This window comes from Ensifer sp. Root142, from assembly GCF_001426785.1.
Taxonomy (GTDB): Bacteria; Pseudomonadota; Alphaproteobacteria; order Rhizobiales; family Rhizobiaceae; genus Ensifer; species Ensifer canadensis.
In genome coordinates this window covers 322,882-338,106 of the sequence record NZ_LMFK01000044.1, presented here as the reverse complement: position 1 = coordinate 338,106, position 15,225 = coordinate 322,882, and the positions used below count along the sequence as shown (strand labels likewise).

At 63.1% G+C, this 15,225-nt stretch carries 15 protein-coding genes; 13 read left to right on the top strand and 2 right to left on the bottom strand.

The features are described from left to right. Window positions 1–221 precede the first annotated feature (221 nt). Window positions 222–1,007 (bottom strand): TSUP family transporter, encoded by a 786-nt coding sequence (locus ASD52_RS30150; protein ID WP_025427369.1) that lies wholly within the window; start codon window positions 1,005–1,007, stop codon window positions 222–224. Window positions 1,008–1,463: 456 nt separating this feature from the next. On the opposite strand from ASD52_RS30150, the gene ASD52_RS30145 reads away from it, so the two are divergent. The 6 genes from ASD52_RS30145 (at window position 1,464) to ASD52_RS30120 (ending at window position 6,878) form a co-directional block, all read left to right on the top strand. Beyond that, the gene (locus tag ASD52_RS30145; RefSeq protein ID WP_025427368.1) at window positions 1,464–1,922 is read left to right on the top strand and encodes a cobalamin biosynthesis protein; all 459 of its coding nucleotides are present in this window, start codon (window positions 1,464–1,466) and stop codon (window positions 1,920–1,922) included. A gap of 136 nt (window positions 1,923–2,058) precedes the next feature. Further along, window positions 2,059–2,901: a uroporphyrinogen-III C-methyltransferase gene (gene cobA / locus ASD52_RS30140; protein ID WP_057226415.1), complete on the top strand. Its 843-nt coding sequence runs from the start codon at window positions 2,059–2,061 to the stop codon at window positions 2,899–2,901. Further along, window positions 2,898–4,199 carry a cobyrinate a,c-diamide synthase gene (locus ASD52_RS30135; protein ID WP_057226414.1) on the top strand — a complete coding sequence of 434 codons (1,302 nt, stop codon included), beginning with the start codon at window positions 2,898–2,900 and terminating at the stop codon, window positions 4,197–4,199. Before cobA ends, ASD52_RS30135 begins: the two co-directional genes overlap by 4 nt. Continuing rightward, entirely contained in the window at window positions 4,196–5,233 is a 1,038-nt protein-coding gene (gene cobD, locus ASD52_RS30130) for a threonine-phosphate decarboxylase CobD (protein WP_025427365.1), read from the top strand. Before ASD52_RS30135 ends, cobD begins: the two co-directional genes overlap by 4 nt. After that, on the top strand, window positions 5,234–6,208 hold the full coding sequence (gene cbiB / locus ASD52_RS30125) for an adenosylcobinamide-phosphate synthase CbiB (RefSeq protein WP_025427364.1): 975 nt from the start codon (window positions 5,234–5,236) through the stop codon (window positions 6,206–6,208). Between the two features lie 241 nt (window positions 6,209–6,449). Continuing rightward, the gene (locus tag ASD52_RS30120; RefSeq protein ID WP_025427363.1) at window positions 6,450–6,878 is read left to right on the top strand and encodes a L,D-transpeptidase; all 429 of its coding nucleotides are present in this window, start codon (window positions 6,450–6,452) and stop codon (window positions 6,876–6,878) included. 141 nt (window positions 6,879–7,019) lie between these two features. Here ASD52_RS30120 and ASD52_RS30115 read toward each other — a convergent pair whose 3' ends face one another. Continuing rightward, on the bottom strand, window positions 7,020–7,757 hold the full coding sequence (locus ASD52_RS30115) for a Crp/Fnr family transcriptional regulator (RefSeq protein ID WP_051509171.1): 738 nt from the start codon (window positions 7,755–7,757) through the stop codon (window positions 7,020–7,022). Between the two features lie 215 nt (window positions 7,758–7,972). Here ASD52_RS30115 and hemN point away from each other — a divergent pair, with 215 nt between their 5' ends. From hemN to ASD52_RS30080, 7 genes are all read left to right on the top strand, one after another. Continuing rightward, window positions 7,973–9,322: an oxygen-independent coproporphyrinogen III oxidase gene (gene hemN / locus ASD52_RS30110; RefSeq protein ID WP_025427361.1), complete on the top strand. Its 1,350-nt coding sequence runs from the start codon at window positions 7,973–7,975 to the stop codon at window positions 9,320–9,322. Window positions 9,323–9,426: 104 nt separating this feature from the next. Then, window positions 9,427–9,711, top strand: coding sequence for an acyl carrier protein (locus ASD52_RS30105; protein ID WP_107027602.1), 285 nt, complete (start codon window positions 9,427–9,429; stop codon window positions 9,709–9,711). A 116-nt stretch (window positions 9,712–9,827) separates the two neighbouring features. After that, window positions 9,828–10,313, top strand: coding sequence for a 3-hydroxyacyl-ACP dehydratase FabZ family protein (locus ASD52_RS30100; RefSeq protein ID WP_057208732.1), 486 nt, complete (start codon window positions 9,828–9,830; stop codon window positions 10,311–10,313). A gap of 2 nt (window positions 10,314–10,315) precedes the next feature. Then, window positions 10,316–11,518 carry a beta-ketoacyl-ACP synthase gene (locus tag ASD52_RS30095; protein ID WP_025427358.1) on the top strand — a complete coding sequence of 401 codons (1,203 nt, stop codon included), beginning with the start codon at window positions 10,316–10,318 and terminating at the stop codon, window positions 11,516–11,518. A gap of 12 nt (window positions 11,519–11,530) precedes the next feature. Further along, the gene (locus ASD52_RS30090) at window positions 11,531–12,814 is read left to right on the top strand and encodes a beta-ketoacyl-ACP synthase (protein WP_025427357.1); all 1,284 of its coding nucleotides are present in this window, start codon (window positions 11,531–11,533) and stop codon (window positions 12,812–12,814) included. Window positions 12,815–12,969: 155 nt separating this feature from the next. Continuing rightward, complete coding sequence (locus tag ASD52_RS30085; protein WP_025427356.1) at window positions 12,970–13,998, top strand: zinc-binding dehydrogenase; 1,029 nt, start codon at window positions 12,970–12,972, stop codon at window positions 13,996–13,998. A gap of 11 nt (window positions 13,999–14,009) precedes the next feature. Continuing rightward, entirely contained in the window at window positions 14,010–14,933 is a 924-nt protein-coding gene (locus tag ASD52_RS30080; protein ID WP_057226425.1) for a lipid A biosynthesis lauroyl acyltransferase, read from the top strand. The last annotated feature ends 292 nt before the right edge of the window (window positions 14,934–15,225 follow it).

Here is a 15,225-nt window from a genome sequence, read left to right as displayed (position 1 = left end):
GTCACCTTGTGGGGAATGAAGTTGGTTCTGTCCATGAGCATGTGGTGCAACACCACCGCCAGCTTGCGGGCCAGTGCGACACGCGCCTTTCTGGGACCCGCACGTCAGGCGACCGCCAACGCCCAGCTCTTCAGATCCGAGCCTTTGACCGGTCGCGTGAGGATGACGTTGGCCGCCTGCGCTCGGCAGCACAGGCAAACAGCGCGTAGGTGGGTCCCGCCTCAGAGCCCCAGCCAGATGCGCAGCGGATGTGTCGGGTCGGCCAGCAACCGGGCGGCCAGCGCGATCGAGACGACGACGAGCAGCGGCTTGATGATCTTGGCGCCTTTGGCCATGGCATAGCGCGAGCCGACCTGGGCGCCGAGGAACTGGGCGACGCCCATCATCAGGCCGATCTTCCACAGGATGGCGCCGAAGAACAGGAAGACGGCGAAGGCGCCGACATTCGAGCCGAAGTTCAGGAATTTCGTATGTGCCGTCGCCTTCAAGACGCCGAATCCGGCAAGCGTGACGAAGCCGAGCATGAAGAACGAGCCGGTGCCGGGACCGAAGACGCCGTCGTAGAAGCCGATCAGCGGCACGAGCGTCAGCGTGAACACGAACGGCGTGATGCGGCGGTGCTGGTCGACGTCGCCCATGTTCGGCTTGAGGCCGAAATAGAGCGCGATGGCAATCAGCAGGAAGGGTAGGATCGCCTTCAGAACGTCGCCGGGAACGACGGTCGCGAGCAGCGCGCCCAACACGGAGCCCGCCGCCGACATCAGCGCCATCGGCAATTGCTCTTTCAGGTTCACGTGACCGCGCCGGGCATAGGAAAGGGTTGCCGAGCCCGAGCCGAACAGCCCCTGGAGCTTGTTGGTGCCCAGCGTCTGGAGCGGCGGGATGCCGGCAATCAGCATGGCGGGAATGGTAATCATGCCGCCACCGCCGGCGATCGAATCGATGAAGCCGGCAATGAAGGCGGCAACGAACAGGAACACGAGCAGGTGGAAAGCGAGATCTTGCACGGGAGAGACTCGAGGAGGGAGGAGTATGCAGGCCTTTCTCGCCTTGTGTCAGAGGCCGCGGCGAAATGCAAAGCCTTCTGTCGTGGTGCATCTGCGATGCTCGTCGCAAGATGAGAATTCTCTCAAGAAATCAGTGCCTTATTCTGAGACTATGGGTACTCGGATGGGCGTTTGCTGTCTTCCGTCGATTGCCGGTTCTGGCGGTATGCGCGCGCCGAAGGCGAGTGGTGGGTTTCGTCAAACGCGACATGGCGATGGCGCAATCCGGTTTGACCCGTGCGGTTGCCTCCGGTAAAAATGACGGATGTGCGACGGCGTCCGCTTCTGGCGGACTGAAAGAGCGTCCGATGCGGCCGACCCAGGCAGGGGGCTGGAATCGGTGCTGTCCAGACCGACCCGGGATTTGAGCCGGGCGGCGCTTCGTGTGGATTGCCGCGAAGGGGGCCGAGGTCGACCATGAAATCATCCAGCATAGCGCGGCGACCGCCGGGACCACTCGTCCTCGGTCTTGGCTGCGAGCGCGGCACGCCGATTGATGAAGTGATTGCGCTTGCCGAAAAGGCGTTGGCGCAGGCCGGCGCTGACAAAGCCGATATCGGCTTCGTCGCCTCGCTCGACGCGAGGCGCGGCGAGCCGGCGATCCACGCTGCCGCCGAGCACTTTGCCGTGGCCGCACGCTTCTTCGATGCGGCGACGCTTGAAGCCGAAGCGCCCCGGCTGCAAAATCCCTCGGCGATTGTCTTTGCCCATACCGGCTGCCACGGTGTTGCCGAGGGCGCCGCTCTTGTCGGCGCCGGCTCGGCAAGCGTGTTGCTGGTTGCCAAGCTCACGTCTTCACATGCAACGGCAGCGATTGCCGGGCCTGCCGATCACCGTCTGGCAATCATGCCGGCAACCCTGGCGGCCGCATCATGAGCTATTTCTCGGATCGCGTTTTGGTAAAGATATGCAAGATATTTCAAATAACTATGCGGAATTCCTGTGAATCTGAATCCGCTCGGTGCCAAGGCAGTTCAGCGGTAGGCTTTAAGCGCGTGGCGGGAGAAACGGCATGAACGACACGATTTTTTCCGGCCTGCCTGCGCTTGAGCCCGGTACCGTCTGGCTCGTCGGCGCTGGCCCGGGCGACCCCGGCCTGCTGACGCTTCATGCCGCCAATGCGCTGCGGCAGGCGGATGTCATCGTTCACGACGCGCTGGTCAACGAGGACTGCCTGAAGCTCGCCCGGCCGGGCGCCGTGCTGGAGTTTGCCGGCAAGCGCGGTGGCAAGCCTTCGCCGAAACAGCGCGATATTTCTCTCCGGCTCGTCGAGCTGGCGCGCGCCGGCCAGCGCGTCCTGCGTCTCAAGGGCGGCGATCCCTTCGTCTTCGGGCGGGGTGGCGAGGAGGCGCTGACGCTGGTCGAAAACCGCATCCCGTTTCGCATCGTGCCGGGCATTACTGCCGGGATTGGTGGGCTTGCCTATGCCGGCATTCCCGTCACCCACCGCGAGGTCAACCACGCCGTCACGTTCCTGACCGGTCACGACTCCTCCGGCCTAGTGCCGGACCGCGTCAATTGGCAAGGCATTGCCTCGGGCTCGCCCGTGATCGTGATGTACATGGCGATGAAACATATCGGCGCCATCGCCGCCAATCTCATTGGTGCCGGGCGCTCGCCGGAAGAGCCGGTGGCCTTCGTCTGCAATGCGGCAACGCCGGAGCAGACGGTGCTCGAAACGACGCTGGCGCGCGCCGAAGCCGATGTTATCGCTTCCGGTCTGGAGCCGCCGGCGATCGTCGTCGTCGGCGAGGTCGTGCGCCTGCGGGCGTCGCTCGACTGGATCGGGGCGCTTGATGGGCGGCAGCTTGTGGCCGATCCTCTTGCAAGCCGCGGGCTCAGGGATCCCGCATGAGCGGATTGCTGATCGCCGCGCCCTGTTCGGGCTCCGGCAAGACCACGGTGACACTCGGGCTGATGCGCGCCATGCGATGGCGCGGCATGGCGATCGCGCCGGGAAAGGCAGGTCCTGATTATATCGACCCGGCATTTCATACCGCGGCGAGCGGCGAGCCCTGCCTCAACTATGACCCTTGGGCCATGCGCCCCGCGCTTCTCGCGACAAATGCGGCCTACGCCGCCGATGGGCGCACGCTCGTCGTCGAGGCGATGATGGGCCTGCATGACGGTGCCGCCGACGGCAGCGGTGCGCCGGCCGATCTTGCCGCGGCACTCGATCTCGCCGTCATCCTGGTGGTCGATTGTGCCCGCATGTCGCATTCGGTGGCGGCACTGGTGCGCGGTTATGCCGATCACCGCAAAGATATCCGCGTTGCCGGCGTCATTCTCAACAAGGTCGGCAGCGATCGGCATGAGATGATGCTGCGCGATGCGCTGACGCGCGTGGCCATGCCTGTCTTCGGCGTGCTGCGGCAGGATGGTGCCCTGAAGCTGCCCGAGCGGCACCTCGGCCTGGTGCAGGCAGGAGAACACGGCACGCTTGAAACTTTCATCGACTATGCGGCGGACCGGGTCGAGGCGACCTGCGATCTCGACGCGATCCGCGCTGCGTCAGCACTTTCACCGGAAGAGCGGGTGATGGCCGAGGTCACCCGGTTCAAACCGCTCGGCCAGCATATCGCCGTGGCACGGGATGTGGCCTTCGCCTTCTGCTACGAACACCTGCTCTTCGGCTGGCGCCGCGCCGGGGCGGAAATCTCCTTCTTTTCGCCACTTGCCGACGAAGGCCCGGACGTGGCGGCCGATGCGGTCTATCTGCCGGGCGGCTATCCCGAGCTTCATGCTGGACGCCTGCAGGCGGCGGCAGCCTTCCGATCCGGTATCGGGACGGCGGCCAGGCGTGGCGCGCGGATCTTCGGCGAGTGCGGCGGCTACATGGTGCTGGGCGAGGGGCTTGTCGCGGCCGACGGTGCGCGCTACGAAATGCTCGGCCTGCTGCCGCTCACCACAAGTTTTGCCGAGCGCAGGCGGCACCTCGGCTACCGCCGCGTCGTGCCCCTCGACAACACATTCTTCGATGGACCCATGACGGCGCACGAATTCCACTATGCGACCATCGTCTCGGAAGGGGCAGCCGATCGGCTGTTTTCCGTCAGCGATGCCGCCAGCGTAGATCTGGGGCAGGCGGGTTTGAAGCGCGATAATGTCGCCGGCTCGTTCATGCATCTCATCGATATTGCGGGCAGGCCATGAGCGCGCCGATCGTGCATGGCGGCGGCGTCACCGAAGCCGCTGCCCGTTTCGGCGGCCGCTTCGAGGACTGGCTTGACCTGTCGACCGGCATCAATCCGCGCCCGGTCGAATTGCCGCCGGTGCCGCAGCAGGCCTGGCACCGGCTGCCCGACAAACTGACGATCGATGGCGCGCGCGCTGCCGCCGCCAGCTACTACCGAACCGATGGTATCCAGCCCTTGCCGGTTCCCGGCACCCAGTCGGTGATCCAGCTGTTGCCGCGGCTGGTTCCTACCGGTCGCCGCGTCGCGGTCTTCGGCCCGACCTATGGCGAATACGCACGCGTGCTGGCCGCGGCAGGCTTTGCCGTCGATCGGGTGGAGCGTGCCGAGGATCTTGGCGTCGACCACGGCCTTGCAGTTGTGGTCAACCCCAACAACCCGACCGGCCGCGCCTTCCAGCCGGCAGGAATCCTGGCGATGGCGGCGACGATGGCGGCGAATGGCGGCGTGCTGGTCGTCGACGAGGCCTTCGGCGATCTGGAGCCGGACTTCAGTGTCGCCGGCCAAGTCGGCGCCCACGACAATCTCATCGTCTTCCGCTCCTTCGGGAAATTCTTCGGTCTGGCTGGCCTGCGCCTGGGCTTCGTCGTGGCAGCCGATACCGTGCTCGATGCATTTCGTGAGTGGCTCGGCCCCTGGGCAGTGTCCGGGCCGGCGCTGGTTATCTCCAAGGCATTGATGTCCGGCGATACGCAAGCGATCGCCGCGGGCATTCTTGAGCGTCGCGCCGGGCTCGATGCGGTTCTTGATGAGGCCGGTCTCAAGCGCATCGGTGGAACCGGGCTGTTCGTGCTGGTGGAACATGCCGATGCCCATGCCTTGCACCGTCATCTCTGCGAGGCGCAGATCCTGACGCGCAAATTCGACTACGATTCTCGCTGGCTCAGGATCGGGCTTGCGCCCGATGCGGAAGGTGACCGGCGACTGGCGGACGCCCTGCGCCGTGGGGACGCGTTGCGCCCTGGGGACGCGTTGCGCCCAGGGGAGTGCTGAGTGTCGAGCGAGATTCTTCTCATCCTTGTGGCTGCCCTGCTGCTTGATCGTGTCGTCGGTGATCCGGACTGGCTCTGGTCACGCCTGCCGCATCCCGTGGTGTTTTTCGGCAAGGCGATCGCGGTTTTTGATGGGGCGCTGAACAGGCATGAGAGCCTCGGTGCCGGCGCCCTGAAAATACGCGGTATCCTGACGATCGGCGTGCTGCTGCTCGCCAGCGTGCTTGCCGGCAGCATCCTGCACCGCTTGTTCTCGGTGATGGCCCCCATCGGCTACCTGCTCGAGGCTGTCGTCGTTGCGGTGTTCCTGGCGCAGAAGAGCCTTGGCGATCATGTCCGGCGCGTTGCCGAAGGCTTGCGGTTGGGGGGGCTGGAAGGCGGCCGAAACGCCGTGTCGATGATCGTCGGGCGCGACCCGAAGACGCTCGATGCGCCCGCCGTCTGCCGCGCCGCGATCGAAAGCCTTGCCGAGAACTTTTCCGATGGGGTGGTGGCGCCTGCCTTCTGGTATGCGGTTGCCGGTCTTCCCGGGCTGCTCGCCTACAAGATGCTGAACACCGCCGATTCGATGATCGGCCACAAATCGCCGAAATACCTCAATTTCGGCTGGGCCTCCGCCCGGCTCGACGATGTCGCCAACCTGCCGGCAGCGAGACTATCCGTCCTGTTGATCGCTGCCGGCGCCTGGCTGCATCGTGGGCGCCCCGCGGCGGCCGATGCGATCGGAGTGGCGTTTCGCGATCACGGCCTGCACCGCTCCCCCAACTCAGGTTGGCCGGAAGCGGCGATGGCCGGCGCGCTGGACCTGCAGCTAGCGGGTCCGCGCGTCTATGGCGGGGTCATGGTCAGCGAACCGATGATCAATGGGCCTGGCCGCGCCGTTGCCGAAAGCGAAGACATCGACGCCGGTATCGCTGTATTCTATGGTGCTTGTTCGGCAATGACCTTGGCTGTTCTTCTGATCGCCATGATTTGATCGGTTTCTACCGCGTATCCACGGCAAGTTGATCTTGGCATTAAGACTTTTCTTTCCATATGTATTAAACTTGCAACATTACGGGCCGGTTATTCTCTGCGGACGTTTGGTTCCACTGATTGCGGCCTTGCGGGTCAAATATGACGCGCAAAGGATGCTGCAACGCGCCTGAAGCCTGCTGCGGGATTTTCTCCGCTGATCGGAGGCATGCAGTCGAGGTTTCACACGCGGGGAGTGAAGCATGCGACACACATCCCTGATTGTGGTGATTGCCGTTCTGATGCAGTTTTCCGTTCAGCCGCTGAACGCCGCCAATCTCGTTGCCAAGATCAGCCTCTCCTCCCAGACGATGGTGGTAAAGCAGAACGGCGTCGTGATGTATCGCTGGAAGGTTTCCACCGCGCGCAAGGGCTATGTCACGCCGAAGGGGAGCTGGAAGGCCAAGTGGCTTTCGCGCAATCATCGCTCGAAAAAATATGATGATGCGCCAATGCCTTACGCCGTGTTCTTCAACGGTGGCTATGCTGTTCACGCGACCTATGATGTCAAGCGCCTGGGCCGCCCTGCCTCACACGGATGCGTGCGGTTGCATCCCAACAATGCCGCGGAGTTCTTCGCGCTTGCCCGTGAACACGGGCTGAAAAACACGCGCATCGTCATCACGCGTTAAAAGCATTTCCAGGAAAAGTGCGGAGCGGTTTTCCGTCGGAGAATGCATAAAACAGAGAGATAGAGCATTTCCCGGAGAAGTGCGCAGCGGTTTTCCGCGACTTCTTTAAAGCGGAAACGCGCTGAACCTTGGACGGCGGACTCAGTCGATGCCGGCCACCTGCATCAACCGGTCCATGCTTGGCACGGTGACGTGACGGCTGTTTTCGATGTGGATGACATTGTCCTTGCGCAGCTTGGTCACCTGCCGGCTGACGGTCTCGATCGTCAGGCCGAGATAGTCGGCGATATCGGCGCGCGACAGTGGCAGATCGAATGCTGTTGCCGTGCCGTTTTCCGGATCGATGTGAGTGGCGATGATATAGAGAAAGCTCGCCACCTTTTCCTGCGCGGTCTTGCGGCCGAGCGTCAGCATCCAGTCGCGCGCTTCGTCCAGTTCCTTCAGCGCCTGTTCGTGCAGGCGGTGTTCAAGGCCCGGCGCATCGGCAACGAGCCGCTCGATGACATTGCGCGGGAACGAACAGATGTCGGTGTCGATCGCCGCTTCGGCGGTCAGCGCGCTTTCACGCGTGAACGGCCGGCCCATGAAATCGGGAGCGAACTGCAGGCCGACGATCTGCTGGCGTCCGTCGGAGAGAACCTTGCTCAGCTTGACGACGCCGCTGATGATGTTGGCGTAGCTGTCAGTCATTTCGCCCTGGCCGACGACCTCGCGACCGGGTTCGACACGCCTGCGGGTCGAATGCCGGCTGAGGTCGAGAAGCTGGTCAGCAGTCAGCGTGCCGCAGACGCCGCCGTGGCGCGCCTCGCAGGCAGCACAGACGGCTGGAATGTCCGAATTGTGGATATCCTTGCGGCGATGTTCGGTCACGATCTGCAAATCTTTCTTCCCTGCATCGGGTTTGTTCGAGGGACCAAAGAGGATGCGGGCGGTTAAATCAAGAGTTGACAGGTGCTAATTCCGGAAGCGCGAAACAATGTCTCATGTTGAATTGAGCATTGTCAATTTTAACGTGTTAATTCGACGGCTTGATCAAAATCAACGGCGTGCTTTCCCATCCGTCCTATGCGTTTGCCATCTTGACGGAGAGACCGATGGACGACGCTCTGATCCTGAAATATGCGAGCCCCGTGCCGCGCTATACCAGTTACCCCACCGCGCCGCATTTTTCGGAGGCGGTCGGTCAGGCTGAGTACCAGTCCTGGCTAGAGGCCATCGGGCCGGGTGAGGCGCTGTCGCTTTACGCCCATGTGCCCTATTGCGACCGGCTGTGCTGGTTCTGTGCCTGTCACACCAAGCAGACGTTACGCTACGAGCCGGTGGCGAGCTACCTGAACGGACTGCACCGCGAAATCGCCACGATCGGCGGGCGGGTGAACCGCCAAGCGAAGGTCACGGCGCTGCATCTGGGCGGCGGATCGCCGACACTGGTCAGGCCGGACGATCTGATCGCGCTCAAGCGCGCCTTCAGCAGTCACTTCGAATTTTCCAGCGATTGCGAAATCAGCATCGAGATGGACCCGAACGACCTCGACGCGGCGCGCCACGACGCGCTGGCAGCGATCGGCATGACGCGGGCGAGCTTCGGCGTCCAGGATTTCGACCCCGTGGTACAGAAGGCGATCAACCGCATCCAGACCTATGAGCAGACGCGTGATGCGATCGAGGCTTCGCGAGCCCGCGGCGTGGGTTCGGTCAATTGCGACGTGCTTTACGGCTTGCCCTACCAGAGCCTGTCGTCGTTGGAGGCAACGATCGACGCCGTCGTGTCGCTGGCGCCGGATCGCGTCGCGCTCTTCGGCTATGCCCATGTGCCGTGGATGAAGAAGCACCAGTCGATGATATCAGACGAGAGCCTGCCAGGTATCGTCGAACGTTTTGCCCAGATGAGCCGGGCGGCCGACATGCTTGTTGCCGCCGGCTACGAGGCGATCGGCATCGACCATTTCGCCAGGCCCGGCGACAGTCTGGCCGTTGCCAACCGGGAAGGGCGCCTGCGCCGGAATTTCCAGGGCTATACATGTGACAGCGCCGAAACCCTGATCGGTCTTGGCGCCTCGGCGATCGGCCAGTTCCGTCAAGGTTATGTGCAGAATATGCCGGCAACCGGCGAATATCTGCGCCAGGTGGAGAACGCAGGCCTGGCCGCGGTGCGCGGCTACATGCTGACGCCTGATGATCGCCTGCGGGCGCGGGTGATCGCATCCATCATGTGCGATTTCGCCTTCTCGTTCTCGCGAATCAAGGCGGAGTTTCCTGAACTCGCCGGAGCGGTCGTCGAGGAGGCAAAGCTCTGGCGCGCAAGGGATGTGGACGGGCTGACGACGATCGAGGACGGCGTCTTCAGCCTTACCGAACGCGGCCGGCCGTTTGCCCGGTCGGTGGCGGCCATTTTCGACACTCATCTTCAGTCAGGACGGGGGCGCCATTCGGTCGCCGTTTAGCAACACCGCATTTCAAATCGCAGAGGTTGCCATCAAGGCCATTGGCTTTTGCGGCGCATTTACCTATAGGATCGCCGAGACTCGGAATAAAATAATAAAGAGGTATGCGCGTGACTGCTACATTCGACAAGGTTGCCGACATCATCGCTGAAACGAGCGAGATCGATCGCGAGACGATTACGCCGGAAAGCCACACGATCGACGATCTCGGCATCGACAGCCTGGACTTCCTGGACATCGTCTTTGCGATCGACAAGGATTTCGGTATCAAGATTCCGCTGGAACAGTGGACGCAGGAAGTCAACGAAGGCAAGGTTTCGACCGAAGAATACTTCGTGCTCAAGAACCTCTGCGCCAAGATCGACGAGCTGCGGGCTGCCAAGGCCTGATCGGGCCAAGGTTCAAGCCTTTCCACTCGATTTCCAATGCCGCCGGTCGCGCCTCGCGCTTGACAGGCGGCATTGGCGTTTTTACTTGAGCCCGAAACCAAACGGGGTGAGCCTCCATGCTCCTTGAATACTTCCAGATGATCGATCGTGTCGAAACGGTCGATCTGTCGGCTGGCCGGCTGACGGCGCGATCCGTCGTTCCCGAAAAGAGCCCGGTATTCGAGGGCCACTTTCCAGGCTATCCGCTGGTGCCGGGTGTGCTTCTGATCGAGACGATGGCGCAGGCTTCGGGATTTCTGGTGCTGGCCGCGACCAATTTCGCGGCAATGCCGTTTCTGATGTCGGTCGATGGCGCCAAGATGCGGGCCTTCGTCGAGCCGTCGGCAGAACTCGATATCGAAGCCTTCCTCGAGCACGATGGCTCCGGTTTCGCCGTCACCAAGGCGAAGATCACGTCTGCGGGCAAGAAGGTCTGTGACGCACAATTGAAACTCAGAACGATGCCGTTCGATCAGGTGCCGCTCGGCGATATCGTGCGCAGGCGCGCCGACGAGGTGGGCCTGATGACGGCACTTGCGGCGGATGCCGCTTCGGAGAAGTGAAGATGAGCAAATCCGCAAACGACGTGGTGATCACCGGCGTCGGTATCGTCACAAGCCAGGGTGTCGGCGTCGAGCCGCATGTGGCGTTTCTGAACGCGGCCGAGGCGCCGGAGCCACGCGTCGAGGCCGAAAAGTTCAAGCCCTATCCGGTGCATCCGCTGCCGCAGATCGACTGGTCGCAGCAGATCGCCAAGCGTGGCGACCAGCGCCAGATGGAAAACTGGCAGCGCCTCGGCGTGTTTGCAGCAGGCCTGGCGCTCGACGACGCCGGCCTCAAGGACAATCTCGACGCCTGCGGCAGCATGGACATGATCGTGGCCGCCGGCGGCGGCGAGCGCGACATCAATGTCGATTCGCTGATCGTCGACGAGGCGCTGAAGCGCAACGACCGCGAGCAGCTGCTGAACGAGAAGCTGACGACCGAACTGCGCCCGACGCTGTTCCTCGCCCAGCTCTCCAACCTTCTCGCCGGTAACATCTCGATCGTGCACAAGGTGACGGGATCGTCGCGCACCTTCATGGGCGAAGAGGCGGCCGGCATTTCGGCGATCGAAACGGCGTTCTTCCGCATCAAGGCGGGACAGTCGACACATACGCTGGCGGGCGGCGCATTTTCGGCCGAACGTCTCGACATCATGCTGATGACGGAGGCCATCCAGGCGCAGACGGTCGGCGACTGGCAGCCGATCTGGTCGCGCAAGCGCCAGGATGGCGGCGGAATGATCCTCGGTTCCGTCGGCGCCTTCCTGATGCTGGAATCGCGCGAATATGCCGAAGCCCGAGGCGCCCGCATCTATGCCACGATCGACGCGATCGGCAGCGACCGTGGCAGCCGCAGCGACGGCAAGCTGGAGGCGCGCCTTGCCGATCTGGCAAAACCGGCCGAAACGCTCGATCCGGCGCAGACAGTGGTCTTCTCCGGCACCTCGGGCCTGCATGATCTCGTTGCCCACGAAAAGACCTTTCTGGAAGCAAAGCTCGCCGGCGCGCCGGTGCGCGCCTATGGCGGGCTTGTCGGCCACAGCATCGAAGCGCAGTTTCCGGCGGGCCTCGCGCTTGCCGCACTGGCGCTCGGCCACGGCGCCAAGGTTCCGGCTTTCGACGCAAGCTTCGAAAAACCGATGACGGCGGGCGCCAGAACGGCGGTCGTGACGACCATTGGTCATTCACGCGGCGAAGGCGTCGCGGTCCTTTCGGCCGAATAAGAGGAACGATTGATGAGCAACGCTTACAAGGATCATCTCGGTCGTCCGATCGTCGCCGTCACCGGCATGGGCGTCATCACCTCGCTCGGCCAGGGTCTCGAAGACAACTGGGCGGCGCTGACCGGCGGCGTCTCCGGCATCCGCAAGATCACCCGTTTCCCGACGGAAGGCCTGAACACGCGCATTTCGGGCATGGTCGATTTCATCGAGGTCCCGGCGGCCAATTCGGTCGAGCGCTCCTACGCCATGGCGCGCGAAACGACGCTTGAGGCGTTGGCGCAGGCCGGTCTTTCCGGCGATTTCAACGGCCCGCTGTTTCTCGCCGCTCCGCCGATCGAGCCGGAATGGAGCGCGCGCTTTGAACTGGCCGACCGCTCGCCACCGTCGACCCAGCCGGGCGACGCCTACAATCGCTTCCTTGCCGCGATGCGCGAGAAGGCCGATCCGGTGTTTCACGAGGCCGTGCTTTTCGGCGCGATCTCCGAACGCCTTGCCGATCGCTTCGGCACCCGCGGCCTGCCGGTGACGCTGTCGACGGCCTGCGCCTCGGGCGCAACTGCAATCCAGCTCGGCGTCGAGGCCATTCGCCAGGGCCGCACCGATCGCGCGCTGACAGTCGCGACCGACGGTTCGGTCAGTGCCGAGGCGCTGATCCGCTTTGCGCTGCTCTCGGCGCTGTCGACCCAGAACGACCCGCCGGAAAAGGCCTCCAAGCCCTTCACCAAGGACCGTGACGGCTTCGTCATCGCCGAAGGCGCGGCAACCCTGGTGCTGGAATCGCTGGAAGCAGCGGTCGCTCGTGGCGCCCGTGTCTACGGCATCCTGAAGGGGTGCGGCGAGAAGGCCGATCTCTTCCACCGCACGCGCTCGTCGCCCGATGGCGGCCCGGCGATCGCGACGATCCGCGCGGCCCTTGCCGACGCCGGCATCGACGAAGGTGGCATCGGCTACATCAACGCCCATGGCACTTCGACGCCGGAAAACGACAAGATGGAATATCTGTCGATGTCGGCCGTCTTCGGCGAACATCTGCCGTCGATCCCGGTTTCGTCGAACAAGTCGATGATCGGCCACACGCTGACGGCTGCAGGCGCAGTCGAGGCAGTGTTCTCGATCCAGACGATGCTGACCGGCACCTTGCCGCCGACGATCAACTACCAGAATCCCGACCCGGCCATCGTGCTCGACGTCGTGCCGAACGTGAAGCGCAGCCAGCAGGTCTCTGCCGTGCTGTCGAACTCCTTCGGCTTCGGCGGACAGAACGCCAGCCTTGTCATGACCGCCGAGCCGGCCTAAGTCGGCGGTCACAGCGCCGCGCGTCGAACATGACGCGCAAGCGACGCTGTAACGCTTTAAGCCTGCTGCACGCTTCCTTGAACCGGATCCGATCTAAGGAAGCACGCCGCAGAAACTTCAGACGAAATGATGCCGCTCAAGGCAGAGGAAAGATCATGCGCGCCCTGCAACTGCTCGATGACCGCAAGCTCGAAATCACCGACGTTCCCGAGCCGGAAGCGCCAGGCCCGGGCGAAGTGACGCTCCGGGTCAAGGCCGTCGCACTCAACCACATCGACGTGTGGGGCTGGCGCGGCATGGCCTTTGCCAAGCGCAAGATGCCGCTCGTCATCGGCGCCGAGGCGGCCGGTGTGGTCGAAAGCATCGGCCCGGGCGTTTCAAGCGTGCTTCCGGGGCAGCTCGTTTCGATCTATGGCGCGCGCACCTGCGGCCTCTGCCGCCCGTGCCGCGAAGGTCGCGACAATCTCTGCGAACATGTGGGCGGCGTGCATGGCTTCCACCTCGACGGCTTCGCGCAGGAGAAGATCAATCTTCCCGCACGCCTGCTGGTGCCGGCACCTCCGGGCATCGATGCCGTGGCCGCAGCGCTTGCACCGGTCACCTTCGGCACGGTCGAGCACATGCTGTTCGACAACGCCAAGCTTGAGCCAGGCGAAACCATTCTCGTCCATGCCGGCGGCTCCGGCATCGGCTCGGCGGCAATCCAGCTTGCCAAGAAGATCGGCTGCACGGTTATCACTACCGTCGGATCCGACGACAAGATCGAGAAGGCCAAGGCGCTCGGCGCCGATCACGTCATCAACTACCGCACCGACCGCTTCGAAGGTGTCGTGCGCAAGCTCACCAAGAAGAAGGGCGTCGACGTCGTGTTCGAACACGTCGGCAAGGACACCTGGGCCGGCTCAATGCTCTGCATGAAGCGGGGAGGCCGCCTGGTCACCTGCGGCTCGACCTCCGGTGTGTCGACCGACATGAACCTGATGATGCTGTTCCAGCAGCAGCTGAAGCTGCTCGGCTCCTTCGGCTGCCGCATGGAAAACATGGCCAACGCCATGCAGAAGATGGCGCGCGGCCTGGTGCATCCGGTCATCGATACGCAGGTCGGTTTCGACGAGATCGACCGGGCACTGGAGCGGATGGAATCGCGCCAGATCTTCGGCAAGATCATCCTGAAGATGGATTGATCCACGTGCGCATGCTGATCACACGGCTGGTTCTGACGGCGGATCATTTCCGGCAGTGGCTGATTGCGCAACTCGTCTTTCTGCTTCTGACGATCCTGAAGCTGTTTCCGGCTGACGGCGCGATCCGCTTCATGGATCGCGCCGCACGCTTCATCGGCCCGAAGACCAGCCGGCACAAGCTGACGCTGACCAATCTGCGCAACGCCTTTCCCGAGAAGCGGGAGGCCGAGATCGAAGCGATCGCCATGGAGAGCTGGGGCAATATGGGCCGCATGGCGGCGGAATATGTCTTCCTCGACCGGCTGTTCGATTTCGATCCCGAGGCGACCAAGCCCGGCCGCGTCGAAGTCTCCGGCGTTCCGCTCTTTCTCGAGCTGCGCGACAACCCGCGACCCTTTATCGTCTTTACCGCCCACAGCGGCAATTTCGAGATGCTGCCGGTCGCTGGCTCCGCCTTCGGGCTGGAGGTGACGGTGCTCTTCCGTCCGCCGAACAACCCTTACGTCGCCGAGAAGGTCTTCGAGTTCCGCAAGGAGCGCATGGGCAATCTCGTGCCGTCGCATGCGGGTTCGTCCTTCGCACTCGCCCGCCAGCTAGAGCGCGGCAACGGCGTCGGCGTTCTGGTCGACCAGAAATTCCGCAAGGGCCTGAAGACCAAATTCTTCGGCCAGGACGTGCAGACCAACCCGCTGCTCGCCAAGCTCGTGCGGCAGTTCAATTGCGAGGTCTATCCCGCCCGCTGCATCCGGCTGCCCGGCAACCGTTTTCGGCTGGAGCTGGAGCCGGCGATCGACATTCCGCGCAAGCCCGATGGCGCTGTCGACGTCAACGCCACGGCACAGGTTCTCAACGACAAGGTGGAGAGCTGGGTGAGGGAGTATCCCGGGCAATGGTTGTGGTACCACGACCGCTGGAACATCAAGCGCTACCTGTAAGACTGATTCTCTTCGAACCGCAAAAGGCGTTGCCGCCGCAGGCATTAACGCCCTTTTTGTCTATGCCTAAGGCATTTGCTGGAGAAAATCGCCGTCTTTGCGCCGTTGAAGTCGTTTCGAAACCGCAAGCTTCCCTTTCTGATGTTGAACGGGGCGGTAATGAGTGTAAACTCACCGTTGTATTGCGAGGGGCAGACTGCAAGCGCTTTGGGTGGCCAAGTCTTTGTGGTTTTCGCTGAGGATGTGGGGGAAACGTCAACGCCTGCATGTTTCCTTAAATCCTATTCGATTT

Bases quoted from the DNA above. Each gene is read 5' to 3' on its own strand.
- ASD52_RS30145 (WP_025427368.1), top strand. From the start codon at position 1,464: ATGAAATCATCCAGCATAGCGCGGCGACCGCCGGGACCACTCGTCCTC.
- cobA (WP_057226415.1), top strand. From the start codon at position 2,059: ATGAACGACACGATTTTTTCCGGCCTGCCTGCGCTTGAGCCCGGTACC.
- ASD52_RS30135 (WP_057226414.1), top strand. From the start codon at position 2,898: ATGAGCGGATTGCTGATCGCCGCGCCCTGTTCGGGCTCCGGCAAGACC.
- cobD (WP_025427365.1), top strand. From the start codon at position 4,196: ATGAGCGCGCCGATCGTGCATGGCGGCGGCGTCACCGAAGCCGCTGCC.
- ASD52_RS30120 (WP_025427363.1), top strand. From the start codon at position 6,450: ATGCGACACACATCCCTGATTGTGGTGATTGCCGTTCTGATGCAGTTT.
- hemN (WP_025427361.1), top strand. From the start codon at position 7,973: ATGGACGACGCTCTGATCCTGAAATATGCGAGCCCCGTGCCGCGCTAT.
- ASD52_RS30105 (WP_107027602.1), top strand. From the start codon at position 9,427: ATGCGCGTGACTGCTACATTCGACAAGGTTGCCGACATCATCGCTGAA.
- ASD52_RS30100 (WP_057208732.1), top strand. From the start codon at position 9,828: ATGCTCCTTGAATACTTCCAGATGATCGATCGTGTCGAAACGGTCGAT.
- ASD52_RS30095 (WP_025427358.1), top strand. From the start codon at position 10,316: ATGAGCAAATCCGCAAACGACGTGGTGATCACCGGCGTCGGTATCGTC.
- ASD52_RS30090 (WP_025427357.1), top strand. From the start codon at position 11,531: ATGAGCAACGCTTACAAGGATCATCTCGGTCGTCCGATCGTCGCCGTC.
- ASD52_RS30085 (WP_025427356.1), top strand. From the start codon at position 12,970: ATGCGCGCCCTGCAACTGCTCGATGACCGCAAGCTCGAAATCACCGAC.
- ASD52_RS30080 (WP_057226425.1), top strand. From the start codon at position 14,010: ATGCTGATCACACGGCTGGTTCTGACGGCGGATCATTTCCGGCAGTGG.